This is a genomic window from Sphingobium sp. TomMM35A, assembly GCF_054771735.1.
This window is the reverse complement of record NZ_BSRC01000001.1, coordinates 1,586,623-1,602,468: the sequence shown is the minus strand read 5'-3', so window position 1 is coordinate 1,602,468 and position 15,846 is coordinate 1,586,623. Positions and strand designations below refer to the sequence as shown.

Sequence of the window (15,846 nt, the reverse complement as noted above, 5' to 3'; positions counted from 1 at the left end):
TCATACAAATAAGCAGACAAGAACGGAAATGACGTGCGCATGAGCAGCTATGACGTGGTGGGCGACTGGGGCACCAGCCGCCTGCGCCTCTTCCGCATGGAGCAGGGGCAGGTCGCCGCCCGCCGCGAAGGCCCGGGCATAGCCGAAGCGGGCACGAACGCCGCCCAGGCCTTCGCGCAAACCATCGCCCCCTGGCTGGAAGACGGCACGCCCGGCACCATCCGCCTGTGCGGCATGGCGGGCGCGCGGGACGGCTGGGTGGAGGCGCCCTATGCCGACTGCCCCGCCGCCGCGCAGGATTGGCGCACCGCTGCCGTGCGTTTCGACTGGCAGGGCGCGCCGCTGTCGATCCTGGCGGGCCTTGCCTGCACGGACGAGGATGGCGTTCCCGACGTCATGCGCGGCGAGGAAACCCAGATTTTCGGCGCGATGCACCGAAATCCCGATCTGGCGCAGGGCCGCCACCTCATCGTCCTGCCCGGCACGCACAATAAATGGTCGCTGGTGGAGGATGGCCGCATCGTCAGCTTTCGTACCGTACCCACTGGCGAGCTCTTCGCCCTGCTGCGTGATCAGTCCACGCTCGGCCCCAAAGCCGCCCCCGCAGATGCCGCCCAGGAAGCGGAAGGTTTTGCCGAAGGCCTCGGCCGGGCAGGGGAGGGCCGCCTCCTCACCAACCTCTTTGCCGCACGCGCCAAGCGCCTGCGCGCCGGACGCTCGCCAGATTGGGCCGCTGGCTATCTTTCCGGCCTTCTCATCGGTTGCGAAATCGCCGAAGTGCGCGCCCTGCTCGGAGACGTGAGCGGCATCACCCTCATTGGCGATCAGCGCCTGTGCGCCCGCTATGCAGAGGCACTGGAGGCCCAAGGCCTCTCTTCCCGATCCTTGAGCGGCGACGATTGCGTCCTCGCTGGCCTCACTCTTCCGGAGAATGCCGCATGACCCTCGATTCCCTTCTTGCGGCAGGCGCTCCACCCGTCTGCGCCATCCTCCGTGGCCTTCGTCCCGAAGAAGCGGTGGAGATCGGCACGGCCCTCATCGACGCGGGCATCCGCATCATCGAAGTGCCATTGAACTCGCCCGAACCCTTCGAAAGCATCACCGCGCTCCAGCAGGCATTCGGCACAACCGCGCTGATCGGCGGTGGCACCGTGCTGTCGGTCGAAGCGGTGGACGATCTGCGCCGCACCGGTGGACGCATCATGGTGACGCCCAATACCGACCCCGCCGTCATCGCCCGTGGCGCGCAATATGGCTTCGACATGCTGCCCGGCTTCATGACCCCCAGCGAAGGCTTCGCCGCCGTCCGCGCAGGCGCCCGCCGCCTGAAACTATTCCCCGCCGCCAGCCTCGGCCCCGCCTATATCAAGGCCGTCAAGGAAGTTCTGCCGCGCCATGTCGGCCTTTGGGCAGTGGGCGGCACCGGCGCCGACACGATCGGCCAATGGCTCGGCGCAGGATGCGAAGGCATCGGCGTCGGTGGAGCCCTATACCGCGCTGGCGACACTGCCGCGACAGTGGCGGACCGGGCGAAAGTCTTGGTCGAAGCGTGGCGCGCGCTCCGCTAAAGAGCGGCACGCTACCCATCATCCGTTCGCCCTGAGCCTGTCGAAGGGCGCTACTTCCTTTTAGAAGGGAAGGGCTTCGACAAGCTCAGCCCGAACGGATTTAGAGTGATCCGGATGAATGGCGAGAGGTTGAGCAGGCAAGGCCTCCCATCCCATTCAGGCTAAGCCAAGCTAAGCGCATCAACCCCAAACCCCGAACACTATCCCACCCGCTGCTCGACCCGCCGGTCCAACACCTCCCGCACCTTCCCCGCCAGATCGGCATAGGTAAAAGGCTTGGTCAGCAATTCCACCCCCGGGTCCAACCGCCCATGGTGGAAAATGGCGTTCCGCGCATAGCCGGTCGCGAACAGGATCTTGATGTCGGGCCTGCGCGCCGCCGCCTCCCGCGCCACGTCCGCTCCCGTCATCCCGCCGGGCAAAACCACATCGGTGAACAGCAGGTCGATATGCTCGCCCGGCTGCTCCAGCGCTTCCAGCGCCGCCGGTCCGTTCCCCGCCTCGATTACATGATAGCCCAGCTCGTTCAGCACCTCGACGGCATAGGCGCGCACCTTCTCGTCATCCTCGCACACCAGCACCGTCTCGTCGCCGCCGCTAACGGCAGGGCGGGGGGCCTCCTCCAACTGGTCGTTGGCGGGCACCAGGCCATGATAGCGGGGCAGGTAAATCTTGACGCTCGTCCCTTCACCCACCTCCGAATAAACCCGGATATGCCCGCCTGACTGCTTGATGAAGCCATAGACCATGGACAGCCCCAGCCCGGTGCCGCGTCCCACCTCCTTGGTGGTGAAGAAGGGCTCGATCGCGTGGCTCAGCGTCTCGGCGTCCATGCCTTCGCCCGTGTCGGACAGGCAGATCAGCACATATTGCCCGGGCTGCACATCATCTTCCTCCGCCGCATAGCGGTCATCGATATGCGTGTTGGCGACTTCGATGGTCAGCTTGCCGCCGTCCGGCATCGCGTCCCGGGCATTAACCGCCAGGTTCAGCAGGGCGTTTTCCATCTGGTTGAGGTCGACCTCGATCGGCCATGCGCGCGCGGCCTGTATCGTCTCCACCTCGATCCTCTCGCCCAGGGTGCGGTTCAGCAGTTCCGACATGCGGCTCACCAGCCGGTTGGGATCGACGCGTTCGGGCGCCAAAGGCTGGCGGCGCGAAAAGGCGAGCAGCTGCTGCGTCAGCATCGCCGCACGCTCGGCACCTGCCATCGCATTGTCCGCCGCGCGGCGCATCCGCTCATTATCGTTGAGGCCGCGCTGGAGCAGTTCGAGGTTGCCGGTGACGACCTGCAACAGATTGTTGAAATCATGGGCAACGCCGCCGGTCAGCTGCCCCAGCGTCTCCATCTTCTGCGCCTGCCGCAACGCGGCTTCCGTTTCAGCAAGGGCACGGGCATGGGCGCGCTGTTCCGTGACGTCCCGCGCCACGCAATAGACCAGCCCATTGTCGGGCACCGCCGTCCAGCTGAAACTGCGATAATCGCCATCCTTGGTCCGGAACCTGTTCTCGAACCGGATCGTCAACACCCCCTGTTGCAGGGTTTGAACCTCCTCCCTGGTGCGCGCGGCATCATCGGGATGTTCCATCCATTCCGATGTGCGGCCGATCAGTTCCTCCTGGCTCCATCCCAATATGTCCGTCCATGCAGGACTCGCCGACAGCCATTTTCCGTCCATGTCGGCAATCAGGAACGGATCGCGGGCCAGCGTCCACAGGCGGTTGCGGTCAGCCACCATCTCCCGTTTGGCTTTGACCCGCTGCGTCGTCTCGTTGACGATGCACAATGCTCCGCCGATCGACCCGTCCGCTTCGAACACGGGGGAATAGCTGATGTCGAAATAGACCTGCTCGCCCCGTCCACCGTCCCGTTCGATGTAAAAGGGGCGGTCCTTGGCATGCACCGTCTCGCCCTTCTGGACCACGGACAGCAGCAGCGGCTCCAGATCGTCCCACAGTTCAGCCCAATTCTCCCGCGCCGGGCGGCCAAGCGCGGCTGGATGCTTGTCGCCGATCGTCGGTGCATAGGCTTCATTATAGAGCGCGCAGAGTTCCGGCCCCCAGAACAGCACGATTTCCGCCTTGGATGACAGCATCAGCCGAACCGTTGAGATCAGCGCGGGCGACCATCGCTCAACCGGGCCCAGCGGCGACCCGTCGCCGATGTGCGCCGTCAAATCCCCCAGGGGACCCTGCGTGGCGATCATTCCGGCGATACTGTCCGCCGGCGCAATCATCGATTATCCTCTGTTAAGAAGTGCATAGGCGGGATACGCCTGTCCGATGATTTGTATCCGCTCGTTACGGATCGTTGCGACCTTTTGTCCCATGGTCGCCCTCTTGCAACAATAGGGGCATCGGCGCATGGATCGGCGCCATGACCGAACTTGCCCTTGGCCCGGCTACGGCTGCATCCCGTCCGCTCTCGATCGCTCGCTGGCTGCTTGCCGTCGCGGCGCTGGTTTTCTGCATGGTGGTGGTCGGCGGCATCACGCGCCTCACCGAATCGGGCCTGTCGATTACGGAATGGAAGCCGATCACCGGCGCGATTCCGCCGCTTACCCATGCGCAGTGGGAGGACGCGTTTCGGCTCTATCAGCAAATTCCCGAATATCAGCAGCTGCGGCAGGGCATGACCCTCTCCGACTTCCAGTTCATCTTCTTCTGGGAATGGGTGCACCGGCTGCTTGGGCGGTTGATCGGCGTCGCCTTCGCCCTTCCGCTGATCTGGTTCGCCTGGCGGCGCGCGATCCCGTCCGGCTATGGGTGGCGGCTGGTCGCGCTGCTGGCGCTTGGCGGGCTTCAGGGTGCGATCGGCTGGTGGATGGTCACGTCCGGCCTGTCGGTGCGCACCGATGTCAGCCATTACCGGCTCGCCGTCCATCTGCTGACCGCGCTCTTCATCATCGGCGGCCTCGTCTGGACCGCACTTGATCTGCTTGCCCTTGCGCGGAACCCGGCTGCCCGTCCAGCCGCGCTGCGTCCCTTTGCCCTAGTCGTCCTGCTGGTGCTGCTGGTCCAGCTGATGTTCGGCGCCTTCACCGCCGGGCTCGACGCTGGCTATGTCTCCAACACCTGGCCGCTCATGAACGACCATTTCGTGCCGGAGGGGATTTCCTGGCTGGGATCGCTCTGGGCCACCTTGTCCAGTGATCCTTATCTCGTCCATTTCATCCACCGCTGGTGGGCCTGGGTTGCCGCCGCCATGCTGATCCTCCTTGCCCGCAAGGCGAAGGGGGCAGGGTGGCGCGGCGCCTCGATCGCGATCAACGCTGCGGTCGGCGCGCAGATCGTGCTCGGCATCGCCACCGTTATCAGCGGCATCGCTCTGTCGCTGGCCGTGCTGCATCAAGCCGTCGGCGCCCTCGTCGTCGCTGCCGCCGCTTGGGGCGCGCACGCCGTTGGGGAACGTCGGGCATGAGCGGCGTCGCGCTTGTCTACACGCTCTTCGGCTCGGCGGAGGCGGCTGATCGCGTGGCGCGCCAGCTGATCGCGGAAAGGCTGGCCGCCTGCGCCAATATGCTAGGCGCCGCGACCTCACTCTATGAATGGAACGGGGTCATGGAAAGCAGCGCCGAGGTGCCGGTCCTCTTCAAGACCACGCCCTCCCGCCGCGACGCCCTTATGGCGCGCATTGCCGAACTTCACGACTATGAAGTGCCCGCAATCCTCGCTTTGCCGGTGGAATCGGCTGATCTGGCCTACGCAAAATGGGTCGCAGAGCAGATCGCGAAGTGACGGGTATTATTTTACCCGTCAGGAAACCCGCCGAATCTCTTGACTTCTGAACCCCTCAACGTCATTAGCCCCCATCTTCTGAAAGCCCAGAACGCTTTCAGTTCACTATTTCATTCTGGAGATTGGCACCATGAAGGCGCTGATGAAGACCACCAAGCCGGCAACCCCGGCAACGGTCGAAAAGAAGTGGATCCTGATCGACGCAGAAGGTCTCGTCGTCGGCCGCCTCGCCTCGACCGTCGCGAACATCCTTCGCGGCAAGCACAAGACCAGCTTCACGCCCCACGTCGATTGTGGTGACAATGTCATCATCATCAACGCAGGCAAGGTGAAGTTCACCGGCCGCAAGCTGACCGACAAGGTGTACTACAAGCACACCGGTTACGCCGGCGGCATCAAGGAAACCACGCCTGCCAAGATCCTGGAAGGCCGCTTCCCCGAGCGCGTCCTGGAAAAGGCCGTTGAGCGCATGATCCCCCGTGGTCCGCTTGGCCGTCAGCAGATGCGCAACCTGCGCATCTTCGCCGGTGCTGAACATCCGCACGAAGCGCAGAACCCCGAAGTGCTCGATTTCGCGTCGCGCAACCGCAAGAACAAGGTGGGTGCATAATGTCCGATAACCGCCAGTCCCTGTCCGACCTCGCGTCGCTGACCGCCAATGCGCCCGCCGCTGCTCCCGCTGCTGCTGGTGAGACCACCGCTGCCGACGCGCCTATCGCGCCGGTTCAGCCTTCGGCTCCCCTGCGTGCGCAGGAAATCGACAGCCTCGGCCGCGCCTATGCCACCGGCCGCCGCAAGGATGCCGTCGCCCGCGTCTGGGTGAAGCCCGGCACCGGCAAGATCACGGTCAACGGCCGCGATCAGGAAGTCTATTTCGCTCGCCCGACCCTGCGTCTCGTCATCAACCAGCCCTTCGGCGTGACCGAGCGTGAAGGTCAGTATGACGTGATCGCCACCGTCAAGGGCGGCGGTCTGTCGGGTCAGGCTGGCGCCGTGAAGCATGGCATTGCCCAGGCGTTGTCCAAGTACGAACCGGCACTGCGCAGCGCGGTCAAGGCTGAGGGCTTCCTCACCCGCGACAGCCGCACCGTTGAGCGTAAGAAGTATGGTAAGGCCAAGGCCCGCCGGAGCTTCCAGTTCTCGAAGCGCTAAGCGTCAGCTGCAAGCATTTTGGAAGGGGCCGGTTTTCCGGCCCCTTTTCTATGGCAGTCCGTTGCGGACGCGTATCAGTGGCAACCTTTCGCTAATCCAGGTTGTTGACCTGCCGTAGATCACGACAGGAGGACAATATGGGTGAAACGACTGACAAGCTGAAGGCCGCAGGCAACAAGGCTGCAGGCGCCGTCAAGGAAGCGGTAGGCCAACATCAAAATAACGCCGATCTCGCCGCAGAAGGAAAAGCGCAGAAGGCAAAGGGCACTGCTCAGGACGTCAAGGGCTCTGTGAAGGGCGCGCTTGGCGACAAGATCTGATAGCCATCATCGCATCAGGAGAAAGGTCTCGCACGACGCGGGGCCTTTTTCTTAATAGGTCGGCTCTGTAGTGGCTGAGGCATCATTGGACGAGCGTAGATAGGCGCGTACGTCCCGCCGCAGTTCTCCAGCGCACAGATAGAGTGCGATGACGTTAGGAATAGCCATTAGGAAGAAGCTGCTGTCGACAATATCCACCACTCGTCCCAGGTCGATCGCCGCGGCAGGCGGCAGCGCCAGGATATAGAGGATTTTATAACTCCACTGCGCCTTTGGACCATGGCCAAAAAGATATCCCCAGGCCTGAAGCCCATAAAATCCCCAGGCGACGAGCGTTGAGTAGGCGAACAGAACGACGACCACTGCCAGCAGCCACGGAAACCAGGGCGACACCTGCGCGAACGCGGCCGAAGTGATGGCCACGCCTTCGAGCCCGGATGTCCACGTACCTGCAACGACGAGCGCCAACCCGCCAACGGAACAAACGATCATCGTGCCGAGCAGCGGCTCAAGCAGCGCGACCAGCCCCTCCGATACAGGATGGCGTACCCGCGCCAGGCTATGCGCCATCACAGCCGAGCCGACGCCTGCCTCGCTGGCGAAAACGGCACGCCTCATGCCCGAGACGAAGGCGCCAACGGCGCCCCCGGTAGCTGCACTGCCGGTCCAGGCGCCATGCCATATTTGTGCCAGGGCAGCCGGGATTGCTGTAGCATGGATGATAAGGACGGCGGCGACGCCTGCCAGGTAGACGGCGACCTTGAGCGGGGTAAGACGCTTCGCAACCTCACCCAGCCATGCGGCACCCCCTAGGGTGACCAAAGCGACGGCGGCTGCCAACAGCACGCCATAGGCCCAGCCGTTCGACAGACCGGTCACCACCTTGACCTGCGCAAAGCTCTGGTTCACTTGCACCATCGGGATCGCCCCGAACAGCGCGAAGAAGGCGTAAAGCCCACCCAGTACCAGCCCCAGCCGCGGCCAGCCACGCGCAGCGCCGATGGCTCTCAGCACATACATGGGTCCACCATGGACATGACCACGCTGATCGAAGGTCCGGTATTTCAGGCCAAGCGTCACCTCGGCCAACTTCACGGTCATGGCGAACCAGCCGATCACGAACATCCAGAAAATCGCGCCCGGTCCGCCCATTGTGAGCGCAACTGCAACACCCGCGATGTTGCCAAGGCCGATCGTACCGGCAAGGGCGGTGGTCAGGGCTCCCCACTGGCTGACATCACCTTTGGCTTGATCCGCGTCTGGCTGTGTCCGCAAGATGCGCACTGCACGTCCAACCGCCCGAACATTGGGAAACCCGAGCCAGATGGTGAAGAACAACATCGGCGCGGCAAGGTAGAGGACGATCAATTCGATCTCGGTGCCCAGCAAGGGAACCTTGAAGAAGACCGCGCTGGAGAGCGCGTCTACTGCTGCATTGAAGCCGTCCACCTGCTAGGGAATGAAGGGTCGGCGGTGGAAAGTCGAACAAAGATTGCTATGGGGGTCATAGGTTAGCCTCGTGGCAGGACGGGAATTATGAGCAGGCGTTATTTCGGCACGGACGGGATCAGGGGGCGGACGAACCAATGGCCGATGACCGCCGAACTCGCGATGAAAGTCGGCATGGCCGCAGGGAAGCATTTCCAGCGCGGCAGCCACCGGCATCGGGTCGTGATCGGCAAGGACACGCGCCTATCCGGCTATATGGTTGAAAATGCTCTGGTGGCTGGTTTCACGGCGGTGGGCATGGATGTTGTCCAGTTCGGCCCAATCCCTACGCCTGCAGTTGCGCTGCTTGCCCATTCGATGCGTGCTGATCTGGGCGTCATGATTTCGGCCAGTCACAATCCCTATGCTGATAACGGCATCAAGCTGTTCGGGCCTGACGGCTACAAGCTGTCCGACGAAGATGAGCTGAAGATAGAGGCGATGCTGGAGCAGGATATCCCGCTAGCAGCGCCCTCCGAAATCGGCCGTGCGCGCCGGGTTGAGGACGCAAGAGGCCGCTATATCCACGCGGTGAAGTCCAGCTTTCCTGCTGATCTTCGCTTGGACGGCCTCAAGATCGTCGTCGATTGCGCGAACGGTGCAGCTTACCAGGTCGCGCCATCGGCCTTCTGGGAACTGGGAGCCGAGGTGATCGCGATCGGCGTGACGCCGAACGGCATCAATATCAACGATGGCTGTGGATCGACCTCTCCACTTTTGTGTCAGGAAACGGTCGTGTCTTCGGGGGCCGACATCGGCATTGCCCTCGACGGAGACGCGGATCGGCTGATCGTCGTGGATGAGAAAGGCCAGATTGTCGACGGTGACCAGATCATGGCGCTGATCGCTACCAATTTCGCACGTGACGGATCGCTGCGCGGGGGTGGCTTGGTAGCGACGGTGATGTCCAACCTTGGCCTGGAACGGCATCTTGCCGGACACGGGATCAGCCTGGAGCGTACCAAGGTCGGCGATCGCTATGTTCTGGAGCGCATGCGAGAGGGCGGCTTCAATGTTGGCGGAGAGCAGTCCGGGCACATGATCCTGTCCGATTACGCGACCACTGGCGATGGCACCGTAGCGGCGCTGCAGGTGCTCGCGGCGCTCGTTCGCTCGGGCAAGCCTGCCAGCGAGGTCTTGCATCGGTTTGATCCCGTGCCACAACTTCTCAAGAATGTCCGCTTTTCCGGGGGCAAGCCGCTGGAGCATGAAGAGGTCAAGCGGGTCATCGCGCAGGCAGAGGGCGAACTCAACGGCTGTGGCAGATTGGTCATTCGCCCGTCCGGGACTGAGCCGGTGATCCGCGTGATGGCGGAAGGGGATCGGGAGGATCAGGTCAAGGACGTCGTCGAGCGGATCTGCGACGCTGTCGCCAGGGTCGCGGCCTGATGCTCGACATGCGTCCTGATTGCGAACGATGTGGCATGGACTTGCCAGCGGCAGACCCTGGGGCGTTCATCTGTTCTTTCGAATGCACCTATTGCGCTGGCTGCGCAGAGGCGCTGGACGACCATTGCCCCAATTGCGGTGGGGAGTTGATGGATCGCCCAACGCGGACAGGCGATGCGCTCGTCCGCCATCCAGCCTCTACCCGGCGTCACTACAAGGGATGAAACCCGCGCGCATTTTGATCGTCGCGGGTTCGGACAGCGGCGGAGGGGCTGGCATTCAGGCTGACATCCGCACTGCTACGCTGCTGGGCGGTCATGCAATGACCGCGATCACTGCCATTACGGCCCAGAATACGATCGGTGTGCAGGCCGTGCATGCGGTGCCAGCGGATATGGTGGTCAAGCAGATGGACAGCGTCATCAGCGATATCGGTGTTGATGCTGTCAAGATCGGGATGATTGGGTCCGCTACGACTGCGGAGGCGGTCGCTGATCGGCTCGCGCAGTTGACTGATGTGCCGATCATATTCGATCCGGTGATGGTCGCGACGAGCGGATCGGTGCTGGCGGATCAGGCGACGGTCGCGGCATTCGAGCGGCTGATGGCGTTGGCGACTTTGGTGACCCCGAATATACCGGAGTTGGAGGCGCTCGGCGGTGAACAGATTGCGATCCGCTTCGATACGCATGTGCTGGCGAAGGGTGGGCATGGTGAAGGGGCGATGCTGACGGACCGGCTGATCGGGCCGGGAGGGTTGGTAAAGTCGTGGAGGAATGCGCGAATTGAAACGATTCACACGCATGGGACGGGGTGTACCCTGGCCAGTGCTGTGGCTACGCGGTTGGGTCAGGGTGAGGGATTAGTAGAAGCTATTGAATTTGCTAGGAAATATGTTCGGGAAGCGCTGGTGTTGGCGCCGGGTCTGGGGCAGGGGCACGGGCCGATGGGCGCGCCGTTCGGGTTTCATCAACATGCCTGATTTCGCGCATGAGCGATTGCATCATCCCGGGCTGGTCGCTGGAGTGGACGAAGCGGGCAGGGGGCCGCTGGCGGGGCCGGTGGTGGCTGCTGCCGTCATCCTGCGGCAGGAGGATTGCCCGGATGGCCTGAATGACAGCAAGCAACTGACCGCCGCCCGCCGCGCAGTGCTGGAGGGCGAGATCAAGGCGCGGGCGCTGTGTTGGGGGATCGGGGTGGCGTCAGTCGAGGAGATTGACGAGATCAACATCCTTTGGGCGACGATGCTGGCGATGACGCGAGCGGTCGAGGCGCTCAGCAAAGATTGCGCACATGTGCTGGTGGACGGCAATCGCTGCCCCAAATGGCGGTGGGCCTCGACCGCCGTGGTCGAGGGCGACGCCAAATGCCTGTCGATCGCCGCCGCGTCGATATTGGCCAAGGAGGCGCGCGACCGCATGATGATAGAGGCGGCGGCGGTGCACCCCCATTATGGCTGGGAAAGCAACAAGGGCTATGGCAGCCCGATGCATCTGGCGGCGCTCAGGGAACATGGCCCCACGCCGCTGCACCGACGCAGCTTTGCTCCGGTCGCGCAGTTGGTGCTGTTGTAGAAACTGGAGCGGTTTCGCAGCAGATGGCGTCATCTGCTGGCAGGCGGAAAACTCGACATAAATGGAGCGTAACCCGATCCAGTGTGATTGGACCATGCCAGGGCCAATTGAGTTTGAGCTGAGCCGCTTTTGCTTGATCCGCATCATATTCGAGCAAGGTGAGAGACTTCGGTAACTGATTTCCGGACTGATGGGCTCAATCCTTGCGAGATCAGTTTTCAGGTTTGAACAGTCCACAGGTCTGAGGGTGTTCGCGTGCCTTTGCAGCAGCACGCCACGCGGCGGCTTTGATGAGGGGGGGCGGCTTGTTCGGCGGTTGCACGTTCGTCGGACGTTGCTCCCTGCCCACCCCCGGCCCCTCCCGCCTGCGGGAGGGGAGAGATGATGGAGCCACCGGGCTAGTTTCGGGACGCGTTCCAGCTTGGCGGCTACGTATCGAGAAAGGGGCAAGCTCTAGCCCTCCGTCACTTCTCAGCGGATCAGCACGCTGAGCGGAGTTCGCCGCGTGCCTCTGGATGCGACAAAGGCTTCTTACTCTGTGCCATGGCGGGATTAAGAATAGTGAGCCGCAAGCCGCTTCCGGCTGGCGAATCCGTGCACAATAGTTAAGAAAGACTTTATGCGCGTGATGCCGTTCCTGCTGGCGCTTGCCGCCATAACGCCTGTGTCATCGATGAGCCAAGCGGCCGCTGAGGTCGCAGCCTCGGAAGGACAGGTCATGCAGCCGGGCGGTTATCGTTGGCTGGAGGAGGGGCCGTTCGACGGGCCGCTCTACCTGATCATCAGCCTTCAGCGGCAGATGGTGCATGTCTATAATGGCGACCGGCTGGTGGGGATGGCGAGCGTATCCACGGGCACGCCGGGGCACCGGACGCCGACCGGCGAGTTCACGATCCTGCAGAAGCGGGAATGGCATCGGTCCAACCTCTACAGCAACGCACCCATGCCGTTCATGCAAAGGCTTACCTGGGATGGCGTGGCGCTGCATGCGGGGCATAATCCCGGCTATCCGGCGAGCCATGGCTGCATCAGGCTACCTACCGCCTTTGCACGGACATTGTTCGGGATGACGCAGCTTGGCACTTTGGTTCGGGTCAATGCGGATGCGTTGGGACCGGCCTTGATGCTGGATCAACTGGTGATGGATGATCCGGGGACGGCGGTGGTGACATTCACGCCGGGTGCCAAGCCGCCGGTGGTGGAGCAGGCCAAGGTTGAGTTGGCATCGCGGGATGTGCCTGTGCTGGCGGTTGATCCCAGTGTGTTCCGGCCGAGGTTGCGGCGGTGGTAGGGTTGGTGCCTGTTTTTCCAGAGGTCTGACGTCTTCGTTTTGAACAGATGAGGGATTCGACAAGCTCAGCCCGAACGGGTGTGGGTTGTTGGCCTGAGGCTCAGGGCGACCGGGTTAAGAGTGCTTGCGATCCTTAGAAGGTGATCGTCTTACACGGAAGCATCGGCATTAAGGCTGATTTTCCGTCACGCTGGGCTCGACCCGGGGTCCCGCTGCCTCGGTAGCGTCAGATAAGAAGCGGGACCCCGGATCAAGTCCGGGGTGACGATCACTCAAACATGAACATGCTCTAAACCGCGCTGAGCCCTGCGTCGGCCAGGCCGCGCCACAGGTGCAGGGCCTGGACGCTTTCCTTCACATCATGGACGCGGACCATTTGCGCGCCCGATTGGGCAGCGCGAAAGGCGAGGGCGATGGAGCCGCCGAGGCGGTCGGCGGCGGGGGCTTCGTTGGAGAGGGCGCCGATCAAGCGCTTGCGGCTTCCGGCAAAGAGCAATGGCACGCCGAGACCCTGGAAAGTGGCAAGGCCATTGACCAGCGCCAGATTGTCGGCCAGCGACTTGCCGAAGCCAAGGCCTGGATCGACCATGATCCGGTCGCGCGCAATGCCTGCACTGACGCAGCTTTCGATGCGGCTTTCGAGCATGTCGAACACATCGGCGACGACATCGCCATAGCCGCCCGGATTGTCATGCGGGTCATCGCCGGAGGACGGCGCATGCATCAGGATGACGGGGCAGGACGCGCGCGCCGCGACTTCCAGCGCGCGGGAATCATGGGCAAGGGCGCTGACATCGTTGATGACCTTTGCGCCTGCCGCGAGCGCCGCTTCCATGACGGCCGCCTTGCGCGTGTCGATCGATACCGGGACGCCCGCGGCGGCGAGCCTTTCGATGACCGGCACGACGCGGGCGATTTCGTCGCCCTCCCACACTTTGGGAGCTTTTGGGCGCGTGGATTCGCCGCCGATGTCGATAAGGGCTGCGCCGGCCGCCGCCATGGCAAAACCAGCGTCCGCTGCTGCTTGGGGGTCGCCCATATGCTTCCCGCCATCGGAGAAGCTGTCGGGGGTCACGTTGAGGATGGCCATGACTTGCGGCGCATCGAAGCGGATGGTGCGATCGCCCAGCGAAAGCGGATGGCGCTGCGCCGAGATATTGGCTGCGAAACGCTGGGCGCGTTCCGCGAGCGGGGCGGGAAGCGAGGCGATGGTTTCGTCGAACTGCGCCACCGGGATCGTGATCCGCGCCAGGCGGTGCGCGCCCTGTAGTGCGGTCAGCTCATAGGCCTGGAACCAGATCAGGCCGTTGGCCATGCGTGCCGCTGACCCATCGGGCAGGCCGATGGGGGAGGGGACGAACCATGTGGGCTTCAGGTAAAGCCGAGCGTCGTGGGGGAGGGTGGATAGGATCATTGCTGGTCTCGTTCACGCTGCGCCTGTCGAAAGCTTTTCCTTGTTAAAGAAAAAGAAGGGGCTTCGACAGGCTCAGCCCGAACGGAAATGCAGGTGAGGGCGTCAGGGCTCGTTTGCGAGCAGATAAGTCTGGCGCAGCGTGTCGATGGGCTTGAGGGCGCCGTCGACTTCATGGTGCCAGAAAGTCCAGCCATTGCAGCTGGGCGCATTTTGCAGGGTTGCGCCGATCTTGTGGATCGATCCCGTATCCGTGCCGATGCAAAGCGAGCCATCGGCGCGCACGGTGGCCTGCCAGCGGCGTTTGGCGTCGGTCAGGATCGAGCCGGGCTGGAGGTAGCCGGTTTCGACAAGCGTGCCGAAGGCGACCTTGGGCTGGCTCTTCGCGCTTTGCATGATGGTGAGGGCGGATTCATCCAGCGGCAGGGCGGCTTCGATGCGCTCCATCGCGACTTCGATATAGCTGTCTTCGCGTTCGATGCCGATCCACTGGCGGCCAAGCCGCTTAGCGACTGCACCGGTGGTGCCGGTGCCGAAAAAGGGATCGAGCACGACATCGCCGGGCTTCGTGCACGCCAGCAGCACGCGGTAGAGCAGGGATTCGGGCTTTTGCGTCGGGTGCGCCTTCGTCCCGTTGCGCTTCAGCCGTTCCTGCCCGCCGCAGATCGGCAGCACCCAGTCGGAGCGCATCTGAAGCTCGTCATTGAGCGTCTTCATCGCCTTGTAGTTGAAGGTATATTTGGCGTCTTCGCCCTGGCTGGCCCAGATCAGCGTTTCATGGGCGTTGGTGAAGCGGGTGCCCTTGAAATTGGGCATGGGGTTGGACTTGCGCCAGATGATGTCGTTGAGGATCCAGAAGCCTTCGTCCTGAAGGGCCGTGCCGACGCGGAAGATGTTGTGGTAGCTGCCGATGACCCAGATGGTGCCGTTGGGCTTCAGGATGCGGCGGGCCTGCGCCAGCCATGCCTTGGTAAAGCGGTCATAGCTGCTGAGCGTATCGAATTTGTCCCAGTCATTGTCGACGGCATCGACCCGGCCGCCTTCGGGACGGAAGAGGTCGCCGCCGAGCTGGAGATTATAGGGTGGATCGGCGAAGATCATGTCGATGCAGGCGTCGGGAAGCTTCGCCATTTCGGCGATGCAGTCGCCGCGCAGGAGGCTGTTCGCCGGGATGGCGACGGCCTCTCTTTCAACCGGCGCAACCGCCCTTTTACGCCGCGGCGCGACGCGTTCCATGACACCCATTATGTGACCCCCATTCGTTTCGAGGACCAGCGTTGAGTCGTCGGGAGTCCGGCGTCAAGATCAACGGGTTAGCCGCTGAGCCTCAGACAAAAGTTAACAGCAGGAGAACGAAAGAGGTAGACACGACATGTTGAGTCCGGATGTCGCCAGGGGACTCAATATCAGGTGGTGTGACTCAAAAGACTCAGCTGCTGGACCCCGCCAACTTTTTTTGGTTAACGTCGCTTCGACCCTTCAAAAAGGGTCTTCGCTTGATCTTCTTATAATCATTTGGTTATGACTTCGCAATGAATGATCCTCTTTCAGGCGGCGACCGCTCGGCGGCATGTGACGAACTTTTCAAGGCGCTGTCCGATGGGACGCGGCGCGCCCTGCTCGAATATCTTGTGAAGGAAGGGGAGCAGAGCGTGCACGCCCTGACGGCGGTGTCGGACGTGTCGCAGCCGATGGTGTCGCGGCATCTGGGGAAGTTGAAGCGCGCTCGACTCGTCACGGCTCGCCGGGCAGGCCGGGAGACCTATTATGCAGCCCGCGTGAAGGGGCTGGCGCCGGTGGTGCAGTGGATGGCGATTTACGGCGCGCTCTGGTCGCAGCGCTTTACCGCGTTGGAAGAATTGAACGAACCGGCCTGACGCGGTTTTCGCCGATCTTTTCCCCTTGCATTGCGGGC

The 15,846-nt window shown here is 62.9% G+C and carries 17 protein-coding genes; 13 read left to right on the top strand and 4 right to left on the bottom strand.

The genetic code is table 11. From position 1 onward, the window contains the following. The first annotated feature begins 39 nt into the window (after nt 1–39). Both ACYU8T_RS07935 and ACYU8T_RS07930 read left to right on the top strand, forming a co-directional pair. The gene (locus tag ACYU8T_RS07935; protein WP_461159035.1) at nt 40–942 is read left to right on the top strand and encodes a 2-dehydro-3-deoxygalactonokinase; all 903 of its coding nucleotides are present in this window, start codon (nt 40–42) and stop codon (nt 940–942) included. After that, nucleotides 939–1,568, top strand: coding sequence for a 2-dehydro-3-deoxy-6-phosphogalactonate aldolase (locus ACYU8T_RS07930; RefSeq protein ID WP_461159034.1), 630 nt, complete (start codon nt 939–941; stop codon nt 1,566–1,568). The genes ACYU8T_RS07935 and ACYU8T_RS07930 overlap by 4 nt, the downstream gene beginning before the upstream one ends. 200 nt (nt 1,569–1,768) lie before the next feature. On the opposite strand, the gene ACYU8T_RS07925 is transcribed toward ACYU8T_RS07930, so the two are convergent. Next, nucleotides 1,769–3,805, bottom strand: coding sequence for a hybrid sensor histidine kinase/response regulator (locus tag ACYU8T_RS07925; protein ID WP_461159033.1), 2,037 nt, complete (start codon nt 3,803–3,805; stop codon nt 1,769–1,771). A 140-nt stretch (nt 3,806–3,945) separates the two neighbouring features. On the opposite strand from ACYU8T_RS07925, the gene ACYU8T_RS07920 reads away from it, so the two are divergent. From ACYU8T_RS07920 to ACYU8T_RS07900, 5 genes are all read left to right on the top strand, one after another. Next, on the top strand, nt 3,946–4,989 hold the full coding sequence (locus tag ACYU8T_RS07920; RefSeq protein ID WP_461159032.1) for a COX15/CtaA family protein: 1,044 nt from the start codon (nt 3,946–3,948) through the stop codon (nt 4,987–4,989). Beyond that, on the top strand, nt 4,986–5,306 hold the full coding sequence (gene cutA / locus ACYU8T_RS07915; protein WP_201514688.1) for a divalent-cation tolerance protein CutA: 321 nt from the start codon (nt 4,986–4,988) through the stop codon (nt 5,304–5,306). Before ACYU8T_RS07920 ends, cutA begins: the two co-directional genes overlap by 4 nt. Nucleotides 5,307–5,436: 130 nt before the next feature. Beyond that, the gene (gene rplM / locus ACYU8T_RS07910; protein ID WP_097092068.1) at nt 5,437–5,916 is read left to right on the top strand and encodes a 50S ribosomal protein L13; all 480 of its coding nucleotides are present in this window, start codon (nt 5,437–5,439) and stop codon (nt 5,914–5,916) included. After that, nucleotides 5,916–6,458 carry a 30S ribosomal protein S9 gene (gene rpsI / locus ACYU8T_RS07905; protein ID WP_097092067.1) on the top strand — a complete coding sequence of 181 codons (543 nt, stop codon included), beginning with the start codon at nt 5,916–5,918 and terminating at the stop codon, nt 6,456–6,458. The genes rplM and rpsI overlap by 1 nt, the downstream gene beginning before the upstream one ends. A 137-nt stretch (nt 6,459–6,595) precedes the next feature. Further along, nucleotides 6,596–6,778: a CsbD family protein gene (locus ACYU8T_RS07900; RefSeq protein WP_461159031.1), complete on the top strand. Its 183-nt coding sequence runs from the start codon at nt 6,596–6,598 to the stop codon at nt 6,776–6,778. Nucleotides 6,779–6,829: 51 nt separating this feature from the next. Here ACYU8T_RS07900 and ACYU8T_RS07895 read toward each other — a convergent pair whose 3' ends face one another. After that, nucleotides 6,830–8,227 carry an alanine/glycine:cation symporter family protein gene (locus ACYU8T_RS07895; RefSeq protein ID WP_461159030.1) on the bottom strand — a complete coding sequence of 466 codons (1,398 nt, stop codon included), beginning with the start codon at nt 8,225–8,227 and terminating at the stop codon, nt 6,830–6,832. Nucleotides 8,228–8,314: 87 nt separating this feature from the next. On the opposite strand from ACYU8T_RS07895, the gene glmM reads away from it, so the two are divergent. The 5 genes from glmM to ACYU8T_RS07870 all read left to right on the top strand — a co-directional run bounded on the left by glmM (nt 8,315) and on the right by ACYU8T_RS07870 (nt 12,520). Then, a complete protein-coding gene (glmM, locus tag ACYU8T_RS07890; protein WP_247230670.1) occupies nt 8,315–9,655 on the top strand; it encodes a phosphoglucosamine mutase in 1,341 nt (446 codons plus the stop codon). After that, entirely contained in the window at nt 9,655–9,879 is a 225-nt protein-coding gene (locus ACYU8T_RS07885) for a DUF1272 domain-containing protein (protein ID WP_461159029.1), read from the top strand. Before glmM ends, ACYU8T_RS07885 begins: the two co-directional genes overlap by 1 nt. Next, entirely contained in the window at nt 9,876–10,637 is a 762-nt protein-coding gene (thiD, locus tag ACYU8T_RS07880; protein ID WP_461159028.1) for a bifunctional hydroxymethylpyrimidine kinase/phosphomethylpyrimidine kinase, read from the top strand. The genes ACYU8T_RS07885 and thiD overlap by 4 nt, the downstream gene beginning before the upstream one ends. Next, nucleotides 10,630–11,229, top strand: coding sequence for a ribonuclease HII (locus ACYU8T_RS07875; RefSeq protein WP_097092061.1), 600 nt, complete (start codon nt 10,630–10,632; stop codon nt 11,227–11,229). The genes thiD and ACYU8T_RS07875 overlap by 8 nt, the downstream gene beginning before the upstream one ends. A 628-nt stretch (nt 11,230–11,857) precedes the next feature. Further along, a complete protein-coding gene (locus tag ACYU8T_RS07870; RefSeq protein WP_461159778.1) occupies nt 11,858–12,520 on the top strand; it encodes a L,D-transpeptidase family protein in 663 nt (220 codons plus the stop codon). A 289-nt stretch (nt 12,521–12,809) separates the two neighbouring features. Here the strand turns inward: ACYU8T_RS07870 and folP are convergent, their stop codons facing one another. Together folP and ACYU8T_RS07860 are read right to left on the bottom strand one after the other, a co-directional pair. Then, nucleotides 12,810–13,934 carry a dihydropteroate synthase gene (folP, locus tag ACYU8T_RS07865; RefSeq protein ID WP_461159027.1) on the bottom strand — a complete coding sequence of 375 codons (1,125 nt, stop codon included), beginning with the start codon at nt 13,932–13,934 and terminating at the stop codon, nt 12,810–12,812. 102 nt (nt 13,935–14,036) lie between these two features. Next, the gene (locus tag ACYU8T_RS07860; protein ID WP_281494301.1) at nt 14,037–15,176 is read right to left on the bottom strand and encodes a site-specific DNA-methyltransferase; all 1,140 of its coding nucleotides are present in this window, start codon (nt 15,174–15,176) and stop codon (nt 14,037–14,039) included. Nucleotides 15,177–15,463: 287 nt separating this feature from the next. On the opposite strand from ACYU8T_RS07860, the gene ACYU8T_RS07855 reads away from it, so the two are divergent. Further along, a complete protein-coding gene (locus ACYU8T_RS07855; RefSeq protein WP_097092058.1) occupies nt 15,464–15,808 on the top strand; it encodes an ArsR/SmtB family transcription factor in 345 nt (114 codons plus the stop codon). Nucleotides 15,809–15,846 lie beyond the last annotated feature (38 nt).